Raw genomic sequence first — 15,664 nt, 5'->3', positions numbered from 1 at the left:
AGTCCTGTGTCATAATTTTTGAAGAAATATTATGACTACTTGTGTGAAAACCGTTCTTTTAGAATGGTTTTCTTTTTATAAATCTAACCACTGTTTAAAAGCAGCAGCTTTATTTTTTCCGATTATAATATCGATCTCAGATGGAGGGTTTACCTGAATCTTGAGTTTGCTATTTCCAAACTTGATGATCTTTTCTATGGCAGAGATTGCCACAATGATTTGTCTGTTGGCTCTAAAGAAAGATTTTTCGTCTAAATAAGAATATATCTGATCTAAACTTTCGCTAGTTGTCGATCTTTTTCCATCCTTTTGAACTACATATGTAATGGTATTTTCTACATAGATATAACCAATATCTTCTGTAGATACAGGCATTAATTCATTTCTAACATAAGTAAGGATACGTTGCTTTTCCTTTTCTTTAGGAATAGGTTGTTGTGTATCGGCAGCAGCAACTGTTTCTGTATTGCTGCTAAATGTTGTGATCTCATTCAGTTTTTTCTGATAGTTCTCTAAGGAGGTATTTAATTTTGATAAGCTCAAAACACCGTCTTCTAATCTCGAATTTTTCAGACTTAGTTGATTTTCATAATATCCGGTTATGATCCTTACAATTCCCAAAACCACTACCATCAATACCAACATAATCAAACAAAAGATCAGATAAATCTGGTTCTTTTGCTGATTCATTAAGTCTACAATATTGGACATATTTAAATGAGCAACTACAATCCAGTCTGAGTTTTTTACTGGAGTTGTATATAAGATCTCGGTTTGACCTTCTTCTATACTACTCATTGATTTGATTACTTTGTAAAGCTCTTCTCCTACAGGAATTGCTTCCATATTCCTTGTGCTCTCCTGCTCATTTTTACTTCCTACCAAAGTAATATCCGGGTGACTGATAATTGTACTTGACCAATCCAAAACTGAGATAAACACATTGTGTTCTTTCGTTCCCTTTAAGGAGTTTTGAATGCTTGATGCAATCTTACCTTTCTCTTGTTTTTCAAAAGCATCACCTGCCAAAAAGGCTACTTGTTTTGCTTGTTGTTGTGCTGAAGTAATTTCGCTGTTTAGCAATTGTATTCCATTTATTTTGGAAACATAAGGAACCCCAAAAAAGGAAGCTAAAACAGAAAACACCAAAAGTGTAACTACAGTGTAAATGTAATATCTGTAATTTTTCACGCTGCAAATATTTATCGTAATTCGTCCTAACGAAAATACAACATTGCTATTCAAAATGAAGAACTCTAGACCTTTTAAGTTCCTTTTTAACTTCAAAATTTCCTTTTCAGCTTGTTTTTGCTTTCAAAAGTTACTTTGTAAACTGTAAGAGTCCTACTTTTACATTTGTTTATAGAGAAGACCTTATTTGTTACGCGTGAGAGATCGTCTAAAAAAATCCGGATTTATCATAACCATCATTCTTATTACTTGTGTAATGATGATTTTGATCTATGCAAACCGAAACATGCCGGACACACGATTTATAGATACACATGCGCAACTTACCTCCAATGAATTTGTTTCCTTATTTGACGATAATAACCAACCTCAAATACAAGGGCTGGTTGATAAAGCTATTGAGGTAAGAGGGGTTTTAAAGAAAATAACCTTAAAAGAAGGGAGATACTCCTTATTACTTACAAGCAACCTAAAAGACCGATATGTTCTGTGTAAAATGCAAATAAATCAGAATCCCAATGTTGTTGAACTAGCCCCGGGACAAAATGTTATTGTAAAAGGAATCTTTAAAGGTGTTTTATTAGATGCAATATTATTAAATTGCATCATCATTGACGACAACGATCTATGAGAAAAAAACTACTATTACTTTTTTTAGTGATTTGTTTAAGCTTTGTTTCTAAGAAAGAAAAGCCATTTATTGAGCGTGAAGGTACAATTACGTTCTTCTCGTATACTCCTGTAGAAAATATTCAAGCTACAAGTACTGCTGTTCAAAGTGTTTTAGAATCTAGCACAGGAGAGATTCGTGTTCAGGTTTTAATGCGAACATTTGAATTTAAAAAGTCGTTAATGTATGAGCATTTTAATGAGAGCTATATTGAATCTGATTTGTACCCTGAGGCTATTTTACAAGGGAAAATTCTGGATTTTGATCCCAATGCAAAAGTTCAAACCCGAATTGTCAGAGGAGATTTTACGCTTCGTGGAATTACAAAGCCTCTTGATGTAAAAGTAACCATTACCAAAGAACAAAATTCTTATAAAATTGAAGGTGAACTAGAGGTTAAGATCAAAGATCATGATATTAGAGTTCCTAGAGTTTTGTCTGCCAATATTGCTAAGAAAATTCAAGTTTCATTTAACTTCCAATACGAACTTTATGAGAATTAGAACCATTTTTCTTGTAGCACTTTTATCTTTTGGGATTGTTCCTGCTTCTTTCGCACAGGATACCCTTGCCGATATTTTAAAAAAGGAATCTTCTAACAAACCTTTTAATACCATTGCTACATTTAAAGCGACAAGAATTCTATTAGGACACTCTGTAGAAACACGAAAGAAAAATGTACTTGAAGTTTCTGCTATGACCCGTTATTGGAATACAGAAGCAGAGCAAAGCAATTCGTTTGTTGCAGATAGAATGTCTGCAAGATTTGGATTGGAATATGGTATTTCAGATCGTCTAACTTTTGGTGCCGGTTTTTCTTCTGTAGGAAATATATATGATACCTTTTTTAAATACCGTTTGCTTCATCAGCAAGAGAACGGAGGAAACAAAATAAGTATTACGGTATTGCAAACGGCTACCTACAATAGCAGCAGCGGATCTGTATATACCATTGTTCCTAATGATAGTTTTAATGATAAGTTAGCTTTTACAACTCAGCTTTTAATTGCCCGAAAGTTTACAAGAAACTTTTCTTTTCAAATAGCTCCTACATTTATCAAGAGAAATACAGAGTTTTGGCCGGGCGATGATCAAAATCATTTTGCTTTAGGGTTTGGAGCAAGATATAAGGTTTCTCCTCATGTATCCATTGCCAGTGAATACTATTATGTAGCCAACCCTATTCAGTCTATCAATACATACAATCCATTTGCTTTAGGGGTAAATTGGGAAATGAGTGATCTGATGTTACAGTTTAAACTCACGCATACTCCTCACTTCGTAGAAGATGCTTTTATAACAAGAAGTTCGAGGAATTTTAATTTCAGAGACGGAAATTTATTCTTTGGTTTTCATGCCACATATTTCATCCAACTCTAAAGAATTTCATTTTTAAACAGAAATTTTCCCATTCAGCCAACTTAAATTGTTGGGCAACTATGAACTAATTTACTTTGTATCATCAGATAAGTAAATTAGAAAAATAATAGTTGAAAATTTGGGGGAATTTTTAAGCTTATTATTGTTAATGCAAAAGCCACTCATGTCGAGTGGCTTTTACTTTCTAATCTTACCCTAATTCTTTTCAGTTAATATTGCCCAAAATAGATTTTTCAGATGATCGAAATAAGATGACTTTTTCTTCGAATCTATTTTGGTCAAATAATTGTCTCAAAGCTTAAAATTCCCCCATAACTTTTTAATTTACATAACAAGTATTTATGCAATATTAACCTTTTCTAATCCTGTTAAGATAATATGCTAATCTAAAGACAAAGCTAGTTTTGATCTCTTTAAAAAACCATAACATTTGTTATTGTTTTTACAGTAGTATTTTGTATTTCAGCTAACTATTTCTTAATTAGAGCACTTTTTATACGACTTAACTGCACAGGAGTGATGCCTAAAGCAAAGGCAATTTCTTTTTGTGAGATCAAAGATTCTATTCTAGGCTCTTCTTTTATAAGCTGTAAATATCGTTCTGTAGCATTGGAAGCACCGTATCGAATGAGCTTGTCATCAAAGTGTACAAAAACCTCTTGAAGGATCTTATTATAGAAGATAGAAACCTCGTGATGTTTGAGTGTTAGCTTCTGAAAATCTTTAAAGTTTCCAACATAGGCTTCACAGTTCGTTAAGCAAGTATAGGTAAGTCTAGCGGGCTTTTTTCGAAACACCAAAGAAGACATAAACACCTGATAGGTAGTTAGTAAAGACCTATTAAATGTTTTTCCTGTACTGTCTACTATTGCTGCGCTTACCACACCTTTTCTCAATAGAAAAAACCGATCTTCAACAACTCCTTTTTGAATTAAGATCTCTCCTTTTTTAAATTCCCTGATCTCTACTAGACTCAGCAATTCATTGATTTGCTCAAATGAAAGCAGCTCAGTAAGTGGAGATATATCAAAGCCGCTGACTTCAGCGTTTTGAAATATTCTTCTGAAATCCATACTTAATATGGTCTTTGTAAAAAGAAATGGGAGAGGTACCTAATGTACTAATATTTTTGAAATAATAACGCTTTCTTAAAAATTATTGCCAAAATGGTATTTATGATACGATCTTATTTGTTTACTCGATTTTAAGATACTTTGGAAGATCTGTAATCTTCTCACAACAAATTTGCTCCAAAACTTGCTGTAGTTGTTTTTTTAACATCGTCATCGTATGATTTCCTCCTTTGGCTCCCAAAGCAGCTGCACCATACATAAACGATCTTCCCATAAAAGTAAATTGTGCCCCTGCAGCCATACATCTAGCAATATCCGGCCCGGATCTTAATCCACTATCCATCATTATGGTCATTTGATCTCTATACTTTTCAGCGATACGAATCAAAGGTTTTATTGAAGACTCACCTGCATCTAATTGACGACCTCCATGATTGGATACTATAATTCCATCTAGCCCTAGTTTATGAGCCATTTCTGCATCAGCTAGGCTTGCTACACCTTTGAGAACCAGCTTACCTTTCCACATATCTCGTATCGCAGCAATTCTATCTTCATCTAACTTTCCGGAGAAAGTATCATTCATAAACTTACCGAGTTGTTTTAGGTCTAAATTTTTAGGCATATAAGGCTCTAAGGTCTTAAAACGAGGTTGTCCGTATTTGAGAGTCTCCATAGCCCAACGTGGTTTTTTTAGTATTTGCATTATGTTTTGCATACTCATTTTGGGAGGCATTGCCAGTCCGTTTCTAATATCTCTTGGGCGGTAACCAAAAGTAGGAACGTCGCAAAGAATAACTAGCACATCATACCCGCTAGTAGCGGCTCTTTTAATAATATCGTCTCTTAATTCGTTTTTGGCGGGATGATATAATTGAAACCATGCTTTTCCTTCTGTAATCTCGCCTATTCGCTCTATACTGCTTGTACTTACAGTGCTTAGAATAAAAGGAAGGTTGTGTTGTAATGCTGCTTTGGCTAATATTTCCGGGCTATTAGGCCACATGAGTCCTTGAAGTCCTACTGGCGCAACTCCGAAAGGAGCATCATAAATATGCCCAAACAACTCTGTTTGTAAAGAAGGAGGTTGGTGTTTCTTTAGGTAGTTTGGAATCAACTCAATTTCTCGAATCTCTGTAGTGTTCTTTTTCAGATTCACATCTTCATTACATCCTCCATCTAGGTATTCAAAAGCAAATTTAGGAATACGCTTTTGAGCTCGCTTCCTTAAATCGTCCACTGAAGGGTATCGGGCATCAAACAAAAAATCATTAGTCATACTCATTGTTTAGAATTAAGGTAATTCGAAAATCTTTTCCATCAACATCCATTTTTCACCTGGCTTTGCAGTTGGTAATGCTTGTTGATATTTCCACATCAATTCTTCCCATTCTTGCACTTTAGGATTCGATGCGTCCATTTCTGCTTTCTTTTCTAAAGAAAATGAAACATCGGCTTCCAGAATCATAAAAAGTCTGTTAGAAACCAGATAAATGTCCAATTTTTTGATTTCTGAAGCTTTGATACTCTGTATAATTTCTGGCCAAACAGCTTTGTGATATGCTTTGTATTCAGCAATCAGTTGATCATCATCTTTTAGGTCAAGAGCAAAACAATATCGATGCATATTTTTTTAAGCTAATTGGTGATTGTATTTCTTGAATACTGTAAATCCATACCATGCGATATATACAAAACAAAGCAAAGGAAGAATGAATGAGAAATTTACCTCAGAAACTCCCAGTATGGTTGTATCTGATACGCCGTTTCCTCCTAGGTCGATAATCATTCCTTGTAGCTTCGGCATTAAAGCTCCCCCTACAATGGCCATAACTAATCCGGCAGAGCCTACTTTAGATTCTTCTTCGGATAAATCGCCTAAAGCAATTCCGTATATCGTAGGGAACATTAACGACATAAAGAAAGAAACTCCTATAAGGCTATAAAGTCCTATAATTCCTTCTATAAATATTGTTCCCAGAACAAAGACTATTGCCAAGATAGCAAAGTACATGAGGAGTTTTCCTGAGCTTAAAAAACGCAGTAAATATGTACCTACTGCACGCCCAACAAAGAATAAGATAAAAGCTCCTATCTGATAATATCCGGCAGTAACACTATCTGTTGCCATGGCTTCTGCATATTGATAAATGTACGTCCAACACATGATTTGCGCTCCTACGTATAAGATCTGTGCTAAAACACCCAGCATGTATTTTTTGTTTTTTCCCAGTACAACAAATGTTTGTTGCAAGCTAGGCATGCCTCCTTTGTCTTTAGATTGTGGCATTTTACTAACTACAAAGAGGATGAAAATTCCAATGAGGACTAACCCTAAGATTACATATGGATTGCGAATAACTAGTAAGTCGGATGTTTTAACAAGTAATTTTGACGCTTCGTCCAAAGCATTGAAGTCTTGAATATCATCTGATTTTAGGTTTTTCAACACAAACTGTTGCGCTACAATAATTCCTGCTAAGAGTCCAACCGGATTAAAAGCCTGGGCTAAATTTAAACGTTGTGTTGCGGTTTCTTTAGCTCCCATAGCCAATACGTACGGATTGGCAGCTGTTTCTAAAAATGCGAGTCCAAAGGTTAGAATATAAAGCCCTAAATTAAAGAACCAGAACTCTTCAGTAATTGCTGCCGGATAAAATAGTAAAGCTCCTAAAGCATACAATGCGAGTCCGATTAAAATTCCAACTTTATAAGAATATTTACGCATAAAAATTGCTGCAGGTAACGCCATACAGAAATATCCTCCATAAAAAGCCATTTGTACCCATGCTGCCTGAGAGTTTGATAACTCCAATACTTTTTTAAAGGCTTGCACCATGGGATCTGTAACTGCATTTGCAAATCCCCAAAGCGCAAAAAGTGAAGTCACCAAAATAAATGGGATCAACATTTTTTTAGATACAACGGGAGGTTTCTTAAAGTTGTTCATATTCTTAAGTAATTAAGTTAAAGCTCTGTCTAAATGTGTATAACCTCCATCGACATTAATCAATTGTCCTGTGGTATGACTTGATTTTGGTGATACTAAAAAAGCGACTGTATTGGCAATTTCAGTAGCTGAAGTCATTCTATTTTCCAAAGGTATTTTGCTAGTAATACTTTCTAATTTTTCTTCTGGGTTGGGAAATGTTTTAATCCAACGATCGTACAAAGGGGTGTAACATTCGGCAACAATCACGGCATTGACTCTAATTTGATACGGAAGTAATTCTACTGCCCATTCTCTGGTAAGGGCATTGCGTCCTCCATTGGCTGCCGCATAACCTGATGTACCTCCCTGTCCTGTTTCTGCTGTCTTAGATCCAATATTTACTATAGCTCCTTTGCTTTTCTTTAGTTCTGGTAAAGCACAATTGGCCATCACATAATAGTGTGTTAAATTACGATTGATGGATCTTACGAAATCATCATAATTACCATTCTCTAAGCTTACACCATCGTTAACTCCAGCATTATTGACCAATCCATCTATTCTGCCAAATTCTTCAATTGCTTTTTTTATTGCTTCTTTACATTGCTCAGGATTTGTTAGCTCTGCTATTGCATAAGATGCTTTGAGTCCTTTGTTTTTGATGGTAGTAACTGCATTGATAACATCTTCTTTGGTTCTTCCTACAATAAAAGGGATTGCTCCTTCACCGGCTAACACATTACTTATTCCGTTGCCTATACCTTTTGAACCTCCTGTGACAATAATGACTTTATCTTTTAACTCTAAATCCATGCGAAAACATTGTATTTATTTTTTTGTGATAACACCTATTTCTCCAATCGATATTCTCTTGCTATCATCTACGGTTTTAACACCTTTTAGTTTTATATATCTTGCTTTTAATGGTTTAAAAGTAACAATTTGTTCGATGGGGTTGTTTTTGATATTTCCAAACTCTCCTGTGGCTGCTGTTTTCCACGTTCTTTTGTTTGTACTTACAGAGAATTCATAGTTTGAGATAATTCCATAGGGCCATCTTCCTTGTAAAGGCATGTAAGTAAATCCTTCAAGCAAATACGCACTTCCTAGATCTATAACCACCTCATTTGGACGATTACTCTCGCCTGAACCCCAAACTGTTTTGGGGTTATCGTCAATAACTCTATAAGCATCAGCAATTTTTCCCGAACTCACATCTACAACTTTCCAGTCTTTCTTACTTATGTCTAAAGAGACTGTTTTAGGGGTAGTTTGTTCTCCGTTTTCAGGGTTGTAGGCTATTACATTTAGCCTCGTTGGGTGGTTAATTATAAAGGGGGCATTGTATTTTTTAGAGTTTGCTGTGGGTTTTGAACCATCTGTTGTGTAATAGATATCAATATTTTTATCGGCTACTTTCATGGTGACTTCGCCTTCTTTAGATCTGTTAATCTCTGGTGTGGTTAACAAGTTAGGTGCTCTATACAATTCTATATTTGAGATTGTAATCGCAGCTTTGGCTTTTATATGCACTCTGATCTCTGAAGCTGTTACTGTGTCAAATCGTAGAATACGTTTGTCTCCTATTGTGGTTTGAGAATCTATTAATTTCCATTCTCCATCTACTTTGGCTTCTACTGTAAATGCTTTTACTCTTTGTCCTAATGAAATGTATTCTTCTAATAAGATTCTATTAACTTCTGTTGGTTTCTCAAATGTTAAGGTGATGCTAGCTTCTTTCACAGCATCGTCTGTTGCCCAATAGGTTTCTCCATTTCCATCGGTTACTCGACTTGCTCTGTACTTTGATCCATTTCCACGGATGTTTGTAGCTGTAATTGATGCTTCTTTTGCCAAGTTTTTGGCAAAGTCTCTGTCGAGTTGCTTTTTTAAAGCCATCAATTGTTCTACATCTCTTTCATGCACTAAGCCTCTTTTGTCTACAGGTAAGTTTAACAGAAGAGACCCGTTTCTACCAACAGATTCGTAGTAAATTTTTGTTAGGTGCTCTAAGGATTTTACTTGTACATCTTCTGATGGATGATAGTACCAACCGGGTCTGATAGACACGTCTACTTCTGCCGGTACCCAATGGGTTCCGTCTTCATGCCCCGATCTAAGTTCTACATATTTAGGATAACCAGGGTATACTTCATCTCTTCTTAATAAACTCCAATTGGTTTCGTTTGCCCATCCTTCTTCATTTCCAACCCAACGTACTCCAGGTCCTCCGTCTCCGAAAATAACAGCATTAGGCTGTAATTCTTTGATAAGAGCATATGTTTTATTCCAATTGTAATAGTTTTTTCTGTCTATGGTTCGGGATTCATTAGCTCCTCCATAATATCCTGAGCCTCCATTTGCTCCATCAAACCAAACTTCAAAAACATCTCCGTAATTGGTTAGCAGTTCTTTTAATTGATTGTGGAAGACCTCTACGTATTCTGGTCTTCCATATTCGGCATGATTACGATCCCAAGGAGATAAATAAATTCCCAATTTTAATCCGTACTCTTTACAGGCTTCAGATAGTTCTTTGATGAGGTCTCCTTTTCCGTTTCTCCAAGGTGAATTTTTAACCGTATGTTCTGTATATTCTGAAGGCCACAAGCAAAATCCATCATGGTGTTTAGCTGTAATAATAATTCCGGTCATTCCCGCATCTTTTGCCACTCGAGCCCATTGGCGAGTGTCTAGTTCTGTTGGGTTGAATTGACTTGGTTTTTCACTACCGTCTCCCCATTCTTTATTAGTGAATGTATTCATATTGAAATGAATAAATGCATAGTACTCCAGCTCATGCCATAGCAACTGGTTTTCTGTAGGAATAGGGCCAAACGGCGCCGGTGCAGGAATGTCTTTTTGACAAGACAAACAAAATAGTACTATATAGATAAGATGAAAGTAAGACCTCTTCATTGTTATATTTCTGTTCCGTTAATATGAAATGCCCAAGCATAGGATTTTTCTGTCCAAGTATTCAGTACCGCTTTCGGAATTTGTATTACCAACCCTTTTCCGTCAACGTATTTCCAAGATAAAGCCTTGTTGTGTCCTAGTAAATAAATATCAGAGTCTTTTTTAGGCTTTAAATATTTTAAGGTTAAGGAAGCGTCTGGTTTTTCTAAAGAGATAGCATAGTAATCATTTGTATTCTTCTTTTTTGTAAAGCGAATATCTTCTTGTTTGTAATGATTTTTTAAGCGTTCTGTCTGATAAATGGCTTCTCCGTTTGTGTCTAGCCAATTCCCCATCGTTTTTAAACGCTCTACACTAGGTTCAGGAATTATTCCTTCTGATGTAGGTCCCACGTTTAATAGATAGTTCCCTCCTTTTGATGTTACATCTATTAGGTTATGAATAAGAGTTTTTGCAGATTTCCAATTGTGGTCATAGGATTTATACCCCCATGTATCATTCATGGTCATACAAGATTCCCAATCAAGATCTGAAGCATTTTTTAATATTTCTTGTTCCGGTGTTCCAAAATCTCCCGCATAGTCTTTATCTCCTTTGTTCATTCCTTGATATCCTTGACGCCCTTTATCTACACGGTTATTGATAAGGATGCTGGGTTTTAACGTACGAACATATTGATACAGCTCTTTTCCTTGCTCATGAGTAAATTCGCCAACCCATTCTCCATCAAACCATAAGATGTCCGGATCATAATTATCTACAAGCTCTTTTAGTTGGGGTTTTAAATATTCTTTTAAGTATTTCTTAAATCGTTCTGCGTATACTTTTTCATCTCCTTTTTCTCGTAAGTTTCCGTTGTAGTGAGCATCTTGATGGTGCCAGTCTAAAATAGAGTGGTATAACCCAAATTTAATTCCTTGTTTTTTGCAGGCTTCAGATAATGCTTTTAAAATATCCTTCTTGTAGGGTGCAAAATCCATGATATCGTATGTGGCTACTTCAGAATCCCATAAACAAAAGCCATCATGGTGTTTGGAGGTTATTACCAAATACTTCATTCCTGCTTCTTTAATGAGTTGAACCCAAGCATCTGCGTCGAATTTTTCAGGGTTGAATTGCTTCGCGTACTCTTCGTATTCTTCAACAGGAATTTTTCCAAAGAATTGAATCCACTCTCCAATGTTTTCTATCTTTTTTCCTTTGTAAGTTCCTGCCGGAATTGAATATACTCCCCAATGAATGAACATCCCAAATCGTGCATCTCTCCACCATTCCATTCTTTTATCCAGAGATTCTTTAGATTCTTCAAGGTAATTAACGATTTGCTTTTTTTCTTCATGTTGTGCTTGCTTATTGTTTTTGCATGACAGAAAGAAACTTGCGATTACTAAACAGATAAAGTAAAAATGTACTCTTTTCATTTTTTCTGATTTTTCTATTTATAGAATATTTAAATTTTGGTCTAGCCAGATCTTGTCGCTTCCGGATAAGACTATCTTTTTTGTTTTTTTTTGATAAACTATTTCACCTTCGTAATTATCTTTTGCATATAGTCCTAGTTTGAACAATTTTCCGTTTTTCCACTCAATTTCAACTTCAACATTTCCTTTAGCTTTTAGGCCTCTTATACTTCCTGTTTTCCATTTTTCAGGTAGAGCCGGTAATATTTGAATTTTGTTGTTTTGAGATTGTACTAACATTTCAGCAATTCCTGCTGTTGCTCCCATATTACCATCTAACTGAAAAGGAGGGTGTGTAGACAATAGGTTTGAATAGATTCCGCCTCCGCCCATAGGGTTCTCATTCGATGTTATTTGTAGGGCCCTGTTCAACAATTTATACGCATGATTCCCATCTCCTAGTCTTGCCCAAAAATTAATTTTCCATGCAATAGACCATCCGGTGCCTTCATCTCCTCTTGCATTTAAAGAGATTTTGGCTGCTTCAGATAATTTTGGAGTTTGTATTGTGTTGATCTGATTTCCTGGATACAAAGCATACAAATGAGATAAATGTCTGTGCTTATTTTTTGGGGAATCTCTGTCTTCTTTCCACTCTTGCAATTGTCCCCAACGTCCAATTTTTAATGGTAGTAATTTTGATTTTGCAACTGCTACTTTCTGTTTAAAACCATCGTCTATACCTAAAACTTCACATGCAGAAATACAGTTTGTAAATAGATCCCACGCTATTTGAATATCCATATATGCTCCTGTAGAAATCCCTCCATGTTCCGGAGAGTATGATGGAGAAGATACCAGATATCCTTCAGAGTCTTTTGTTAGGTAATCCAGCCAAAACAAAGCAGCTTCTTTCATGATGGGGTAGCCTTTTGTCTTTAAAAAATCATCATCTTGATTAAATTCATAATGTTCCCATACATGCCTTGCGTACCATGCAGCTCCTCCGGGGAAAAAACCCCAAGGAAATTCCCATCCGGGTGCTGTATAACCAAATACATTATTCATGGTGTTTACTACCCAACCATTGGCATTAAAGAAGTCTTTTGCTGTTTTTTTACCTGGTTTTCTTAATTTATCTATGTAATCTACCAAAGCTTCATGGCACTCGGGTAAGTTTGTTATTTCCGCTGGCCAATAGATCATCTGTATATTGATGTTGGCATGATAATCAGAAGCCCAAGGAGGATTGGTTTTATCATTCCATTTTCCTTGTAGGTTTGCAGGTAGGGTTCCCGGTCTAGAACTACTAATTAGCAAATAACGACCGTATTTGAAGTACAATGCTTCTAAAGAAAGATCGTCTTTCCCTTGTGCATACATCTGAGTACGTATATCTGTTGGCTCTTTAGTTGTTGTAGTATCTTGTAGGGTAAAGTTTACTCGGCTGTATAGTTTTTTATAATCCTGTGTATGTTCAGAAATGATCTCATCAAAAGTTTTTGATGTAACATTGGCTATTGTTTGTTTGTTCAATGCTACGTAGTCTCTTCCTTTGTATATAGGGTATTCGTTTTTATAGTCTGTAGCTGCTGTTAAGTATATTGTGATTTCTTTTGTTGATTTGATGTGTAGTTCATCATTTGAATATGAAATATTACTTCCTTCGGCATGAATGAGCATTCGACTTTCAAACCCCATATTATTATTTTCTAAATGGCCCTTTACAACCAATTGACCGTCTTCAAAAGTTACTGTCGAGTTTTTATGAGGGGAGGTTTGCTTTAGAATATAATCGACTCCTTGGGGATTATTGTTCTTAAACTGAAATACTAAAACTCTTTGAGGGTAGCTGGCAAAATAGGTTCTTTCAAATTTAGTATCTCCCATTTCATACGATACCTTACCCACAGCCTTACTGATGTCTAATTCTCTATGATAGTTTTTAACTTCTCCTTCTGAGATTGTTTTAATAAAAAGGTCTCCAAATGTTTGGTATGCTCCAAAACCTTCCCAAGTAGAGTTTCCTTTGTTTGCTTTTATAACACCTGTTAATTCTTTATTCGCTAATTGATGAGCTTCCTGAAATTTTCCTTCGTTTAATAGTTTTCTAATTTTTGGAAGGTGCAAGTATGCTTTTTCTTTATTTCCCCCGTTGTAATCTATCCATTCTCCTTTTCCTCCTGCCCACAACGATTCTTCATTAAATTGTATTTGTTCTTCTTCTACACCTCCAAAAAACATGGCACCCATATAACCGTTTCCAATGGGTAATGCTTCTCTCATCCAGTCTTTAGCCGGTTGCTTATACCACAGAACATCTCTCTGTTCTATGTTCTCTTTTTTACAAGCCACTATTGTTAAGAGCAGATAGAAGGTTAAGAGTAATGTTGAGTACTTCCGGAGCATCTTTCTAATTATTGTAAGTTATAGGCTTGTATTGCATTATTTCTGAAAATATCCTGTTGTTCGTTTTCAGAAAGCTTCGAAAAGTAGTCTTTTGCAATGGAGAGTACTTGTTGGTAGTTTCCGGCTAATAAGCAAACTGGCCAATCTGATCCATACAATAATCGTTTGGAACCAAATGAATTGAGAACGTGATCTAAATAGGGGGTAAAGTCATTATAATCCCATTGTAACCAGTCTGCTTCTGTAACCATTCCTGATACTTTGCAATAAACATTAGGGTGTTCTGCCAACATTTGAATGTCTCTTTTCCAGGAATCTATATATTGTTTCTTTATTTCGGGTTTGGCCAAATGATCCAAAACAAATACTTGTTCTGGAAATTTTTTCACCAATTCTATACTGTTAGAAATTTGCTGCGGATATATGAGAATGTCGTATGCAAGATTGAACTTAGATAGTTTTGAAATTCCATTTTGAAATTCTTTTTGCAACATAAAATCATTGGATTCCGCTTGAAGAATATGGCGTATTCCTTTTAAGGATGAGTTTCTTGAAAAAAAAGAAAGTCGTTCTTCTACATCAGGTTGTTTTAAGTCTACCCACCCTACAACTCCTTTGATAAAAGAGTATTGATTGGCAAGATCTAATAAGAAACGAGTTTCATTTTCTGATTGATCTGCTTGTACAGCAATACATCCTTCAATATGATGCTCACTTAAAACCGGAAATAGATTTAGAGGTAGAAAATCTTTTTGGATCACTTTCATTTCATCTGTGATCCAAGAGTCTCTTACCGAGTTATATTTCCAAAAATGTTGGTGAGAATCAATAATCATTACCGGTATGCTTTAACGTGTTGTTTTGCACTTCCTAATCCTTCTATTCCTAATTCAACAACATCTCCTGGTTTTAAATAGGTTGGTGGGTTTAGACCCAGTCCTACTCCAAAAGGTGTTCCGGTAGAAATAATATCACCCGGAAGAAGTGTCATGAATTGGCTTATATAACTAACAACAGTTTCTATATTGAAAATAAAATCTGAGGTTGAACTGTTCTGCATCATTTCTCCGTTAACCTTTAGCCATAAATTAAGGTTGTTTGGGTCTTTAATTTCTTCTTTAGTAACTAAACAAGGGCCAATGGGAGCAAACGTATCACAGCTCTTTCCTTTTACCCATTGTCCGGATCGTTCTATTTGAAATTCGCGCTCACTTACGTCATTGTGAAGCACATATCCTGCAACATAATCCATCGCATCTTTTTCATCTACATAAGAAGCTTTTTTTCCAATCACTACCGCCAATTCTACTTCCCAATCTGTTTTTGTACTTCCTTTTGGTATGATAATATCATCAAAAGGACCAACAATTGCAGAGGGTGCTTTGAAAAACAGTACTGGTTCTTTAGGAATTTCCATGCCGCTTTCTGCAGCGTGTTTAGCATAGTTAAGTCCAACACAGACGATCTTAGATGGTTTGTTTATTGGGGGAGCTAACCTGATATCGTCTGTGAGTGTTGGACATACATCTTTATGGGATTTTAACCAATCGCGTAATCGTTGAATGCCATTGTTTTTGAAGAAGTTTTCATCGTAATCTTCTCCAAAAGCAGAGACATCTATGCGGTTTCCGTTTTCTAATTGAATTCCGGGCTTTTCGTTATCTATATTTCCAAACCGAATCAGTTTCAT

Annotated in this window: 14 protein-coding genes; 3 read left to right on the top strand and 11 right to left on the bottom strand. The window is 35.7% G+C overall.

Annotated features, from left to right (window positions below):
- Positions 1-75: 75 nt before the first annotated feature.
- On the bottom strand, positions 76-1,191 hold the full coding sequence (locus ACFSRZ_RS06820; protein WP_379665790.1) for a LytTR family transcriptional regulator DNA-binding domain-containing protein: 1,116 nt from the start codon (positions 1,189-1,191) through the stop codon (positions 76-78).
- Positions 1,192-1,387: 196 nt separating this feature from the next.
- Here ACFSRZ_RS06820 and ACFSRZ_RS06815 point away from each other — a divergent pair, with 196 nt between their 5' ends.
- The 3 genes from ACFSRZ_RS06815 to ACFSRZ_RS06805 are packed head-to-tail and all read left to right on the top strand — an operon-like array spanning position 1,388 to position 3,241.
- Positions 1,388-1,822 (top strand): OB-fold protein, encoded by a 435-nt coding sequence (locus ACFSRZ_RS06815; RefSeq protein ID WP_379665789.1) that lies wholly within the window; start codon positions 1,388-1,390, stop codon positions 1,820-1,822.
- Positions 1,819-2,364, top strand: a complete 546-nt coding sequence (locus tag ACFSRZ_RS06810; RefSeq protein WP_379665788.1) for a YceI family protein — start codon at positions 1,819-1,821, stop codon at positions 2,362-2,364. Before ACFSRZ_RS06815 ends, ACFSRZ_RS06810 begins: the two co-directional genes overlap by 4 nt.
- Positions 2,354-3,241 carry a DUF5777 family beta-barrel protein gene (locus ACFSRZ_RS06805; RefSeq protein ID WP_379665787.1) on the top strand — a complete coding sequence of 296 codons (888 nt, stop codon included), beginning with the start codon at positions 2,354-2,356 and terminating at the stop codon, positions 3,239-3,241. Before ACFSRZ_RS06810 ends, ACFSRZ_RS06805 begins: the two co-directional genes overlap by 11 nt.
- A 470-nt stretch (positions 3,242-3,711) precedes the next feature.
- On the opposite strand, the gene ACFSRZ_RS06800 is transcribed toward ACFSRZ_RS06805, so the two are convergent.
- The 10 genes from ACFSRZ_RS06800 to ACFSRZ_RS06755 all read right to left on the bottom strand — a co-directional run bounded on the left by ACFSRZ_RS06800 (position 3,712) and on the right by ACFSRZ_RS06755 (position 15,664).
- Positions 3,712-4,314: a Crp/Fnr family transcriptional regulator gene (locus ACFSRZ_RS06800; RefSeq protein WP_379665786.1), complete on the bottom strand. Its 603-nt coding sequence runs from the start codon at positions 4,312-4,314 to the stop codon at positions 3,712-3,714.
- Between the two features lie 121 nt (positions 4,315-4,435).
- Positions 4,436-5,593: an alpha-hydroxy acid oxidase gene (locus ACFSRZ_RS06795; protein ID WP_379665785.1), complete on the bottom strand. Its 1,158-nt coding sequence runs from the start codon at positions 5,591-5,593 to the stop codon at positions 4,436-4,438.
- A 15-nt stretch (positions 5,594-5,608) separates the two neighbouring features.
- Positions 5,609-5,941, bottom strand: a complete 333-nt coding sequence (locus tag ACFSRZ_RS06790; RefSeq protein WP_379665784.1) for an L-rhamnose mutarotase — start codon at positions 5,939-5,941, stop codon at positions 5,609-5,611.
- Between the two features lie 6 nt (positions 5,942-5,947).
- Entirely contained in the window at positions 5,948-7,264 is a 1,317-nt protein-coding gene (fucP, locus tag ACFSRZ_RS06785; RefSeq protein WP_379665783.1) for an L-fucose:H+ symporter permease, read from the bottom strand.
- Positions 7,265-7,276: 12 nt separating this feature from the next.
- Complete coding sequence (locus ACFSRZ_RS06780; RefSeq protein WP_379665782.1) at positions 7,277-8,059, bottom strand: SDR family oxidoreductase; 783 nt, start codon at positions 8,057-8,059, stop codon at positions 7,277-7,279.
- Between the two features lie 15 nt (positions 8,060-8,074).
- Positions 8,075-10,165 carry an alpha-L-fucosidase gene (locus ACFSRZ_RS06775; RefSeq protein WP_379665781.1) on the bottom strand — a complete coding sequence of 697 codons (2,091 nt, stop codon included), beginning with the start codon at positions 10,163-10,165 and terminating at the stop codon, positions 8,075-8,077.
- A gap of 2 nt (positions 10,166-10,167) precedes the next feature.
- On the bottom strand, positions 10,168-11,586 hold the full coding sequence (locus tag ACFSRZ_RS06770) for an alpha-L-fucosidase (protein WP_379665780.1): 1,419 nt from the start codon (positions 11,584-11,586) through the stop codon (positions 10,168-10,170).
- Positions 11,587-11,604: 18 nt separating this feature from the next.
- Positions 11,605-13,974 (bottom strand): glycoside hydrolase family 95 protein, encoded by a 2,370-nt coding sequence (locus ACFSRZ_RS06765; protein ID WP_379665779.1) that lies wholly within the window; start codon positions 13,972-13,974, stop codon positions 11,605-11,607.
- An 8-nt stretch (positions 13,975-13,982) separates the two neighbouring features.
- Positions 13,983-14,810, bottom strand: a complete 828-nt coding sequence (locus ACFSRZ_RS06760) for an amidohydrolase family protein (protein WP_379665778.1) — start codon at positions 14,808-14,810, stop codon at positions 13,983-13,985.
- On the bottom strand, positions 14,810-15,664 hold the full coding sequence (locus ACFSRZ_RS06755; protein ID WP_379665777.1) for a fumarylacetoacetate hydrolase family protein: 855 nt from the start codon (positions 15,662-15,664) through the stop codon (positions 14,810-14,812). The genes ACFSRZ_RS06760 and ACFSRZ_RS06755 overlap by 1 nt, the downstream gene beginning before the upstream one ends.

Source organism: Pseudotenacibaculum haliotis, from assembly GCF_042684245.1.
Lineage (GTDB): Bacteria > Bacteroidota > Bacteroidia > Flavobacteriales > Flavobacteriaceae > Polaribacter > Polaribacter haliotis_A.
This window is presented reverse-complemented; position numbering and strand designations above follow the sequence as displayed.

Excerpts from the sequence above, each read along its gene's own strand:
- ACFSRZ_RS06810 (WP_379665788.1), top strand. The coding sequence starts at position 1,819 with ATGAGAAAAAAACTACTATTACTTTTTTTAGTGATTTGTTTAAGCTTT.
- ACFSRZ_RS06805 (WP_379665787.1), top strand. The coding sequence starts at position 2,354 with ATGAGAATTAGAACCATTTTTCTTGTAGCACTTTTATCTTTTGGGATT.
- ACFSRZ_RS06800 (WP_379665786.1), bottom strand. The coding sequence starts at position 4,314 with ATGGATTTCAGAAGAATATTTCAAAACGCTGAAGTCAGCGGCTTTGAT.
- ACFSRZ_RS06795 (WP_379665785.1), bottom strand. The coding sequence starts at position 5,593 with ATGACTAATGATTTTTTGTTTGATGCCCGATACCCTTCAGTGGACGAT.
- ACFSRZ_RS06790 (WP_379665784.1), bottom strand. The coding sequence starts at position 5,941 with ATGCATCGATATTGTTTTGCTCTTGACCTAAAAGATGATGATCAACTG.
- fucP (WP_379665783.1), bottom strand. The coding sequence starts at position 7,264 with ATGAACAACTTTAAGAAACCTCCCGTTGTATCTAAAAAAATGTTGATC.
- ACFSRZ_RS06780 (WP_379665782.1), bottom strand. The coding sequence starts at position 8,059 with ATGGATTTAGAGTTAAAAGATAAAGTCATTATTGTCACAGGAGGTTCA.
- ACFSRZ_RS06775 (WP_379665781.1), bottom strand. The coding sequence starts at position 10,165 with ATGAAGAGGTCTTACTTTCATCTTATCTATATAGTACTATTTTGTTTG.
- ACFSRZ_RS06770 (WP_379665780.1), bottom strand. The coding sequence starts at position 11,586 with ATGAAAAGAGTACATTTTTACTTTATCTGTTTAGTAATCGCAAGTTTC.
- ACFSRZ_RS06765 (WP_379665779.1), bottom strand. The coding sequence starts at position 13,974 with ATGCTCCGGAAGTACTCAACATTACTCTTAACCTTCTATCTGCTCTTA.
- ACFSRZ_RS06760 (WP_379665778.1), bottom strand. The coding sequence starts at position 14,810 with ATGATTATTGATTCTCACCAACATTTTTGGAAATATAACTCGGTAAGA.
- ACFSRZ_RS06755 (WP_379665777.1), bottom strand. The coding sequence starts at position 15,664 with ATGAAACTGATTCGGTTTGGAAATATAGATAACGAAAAGCCCGGAATT.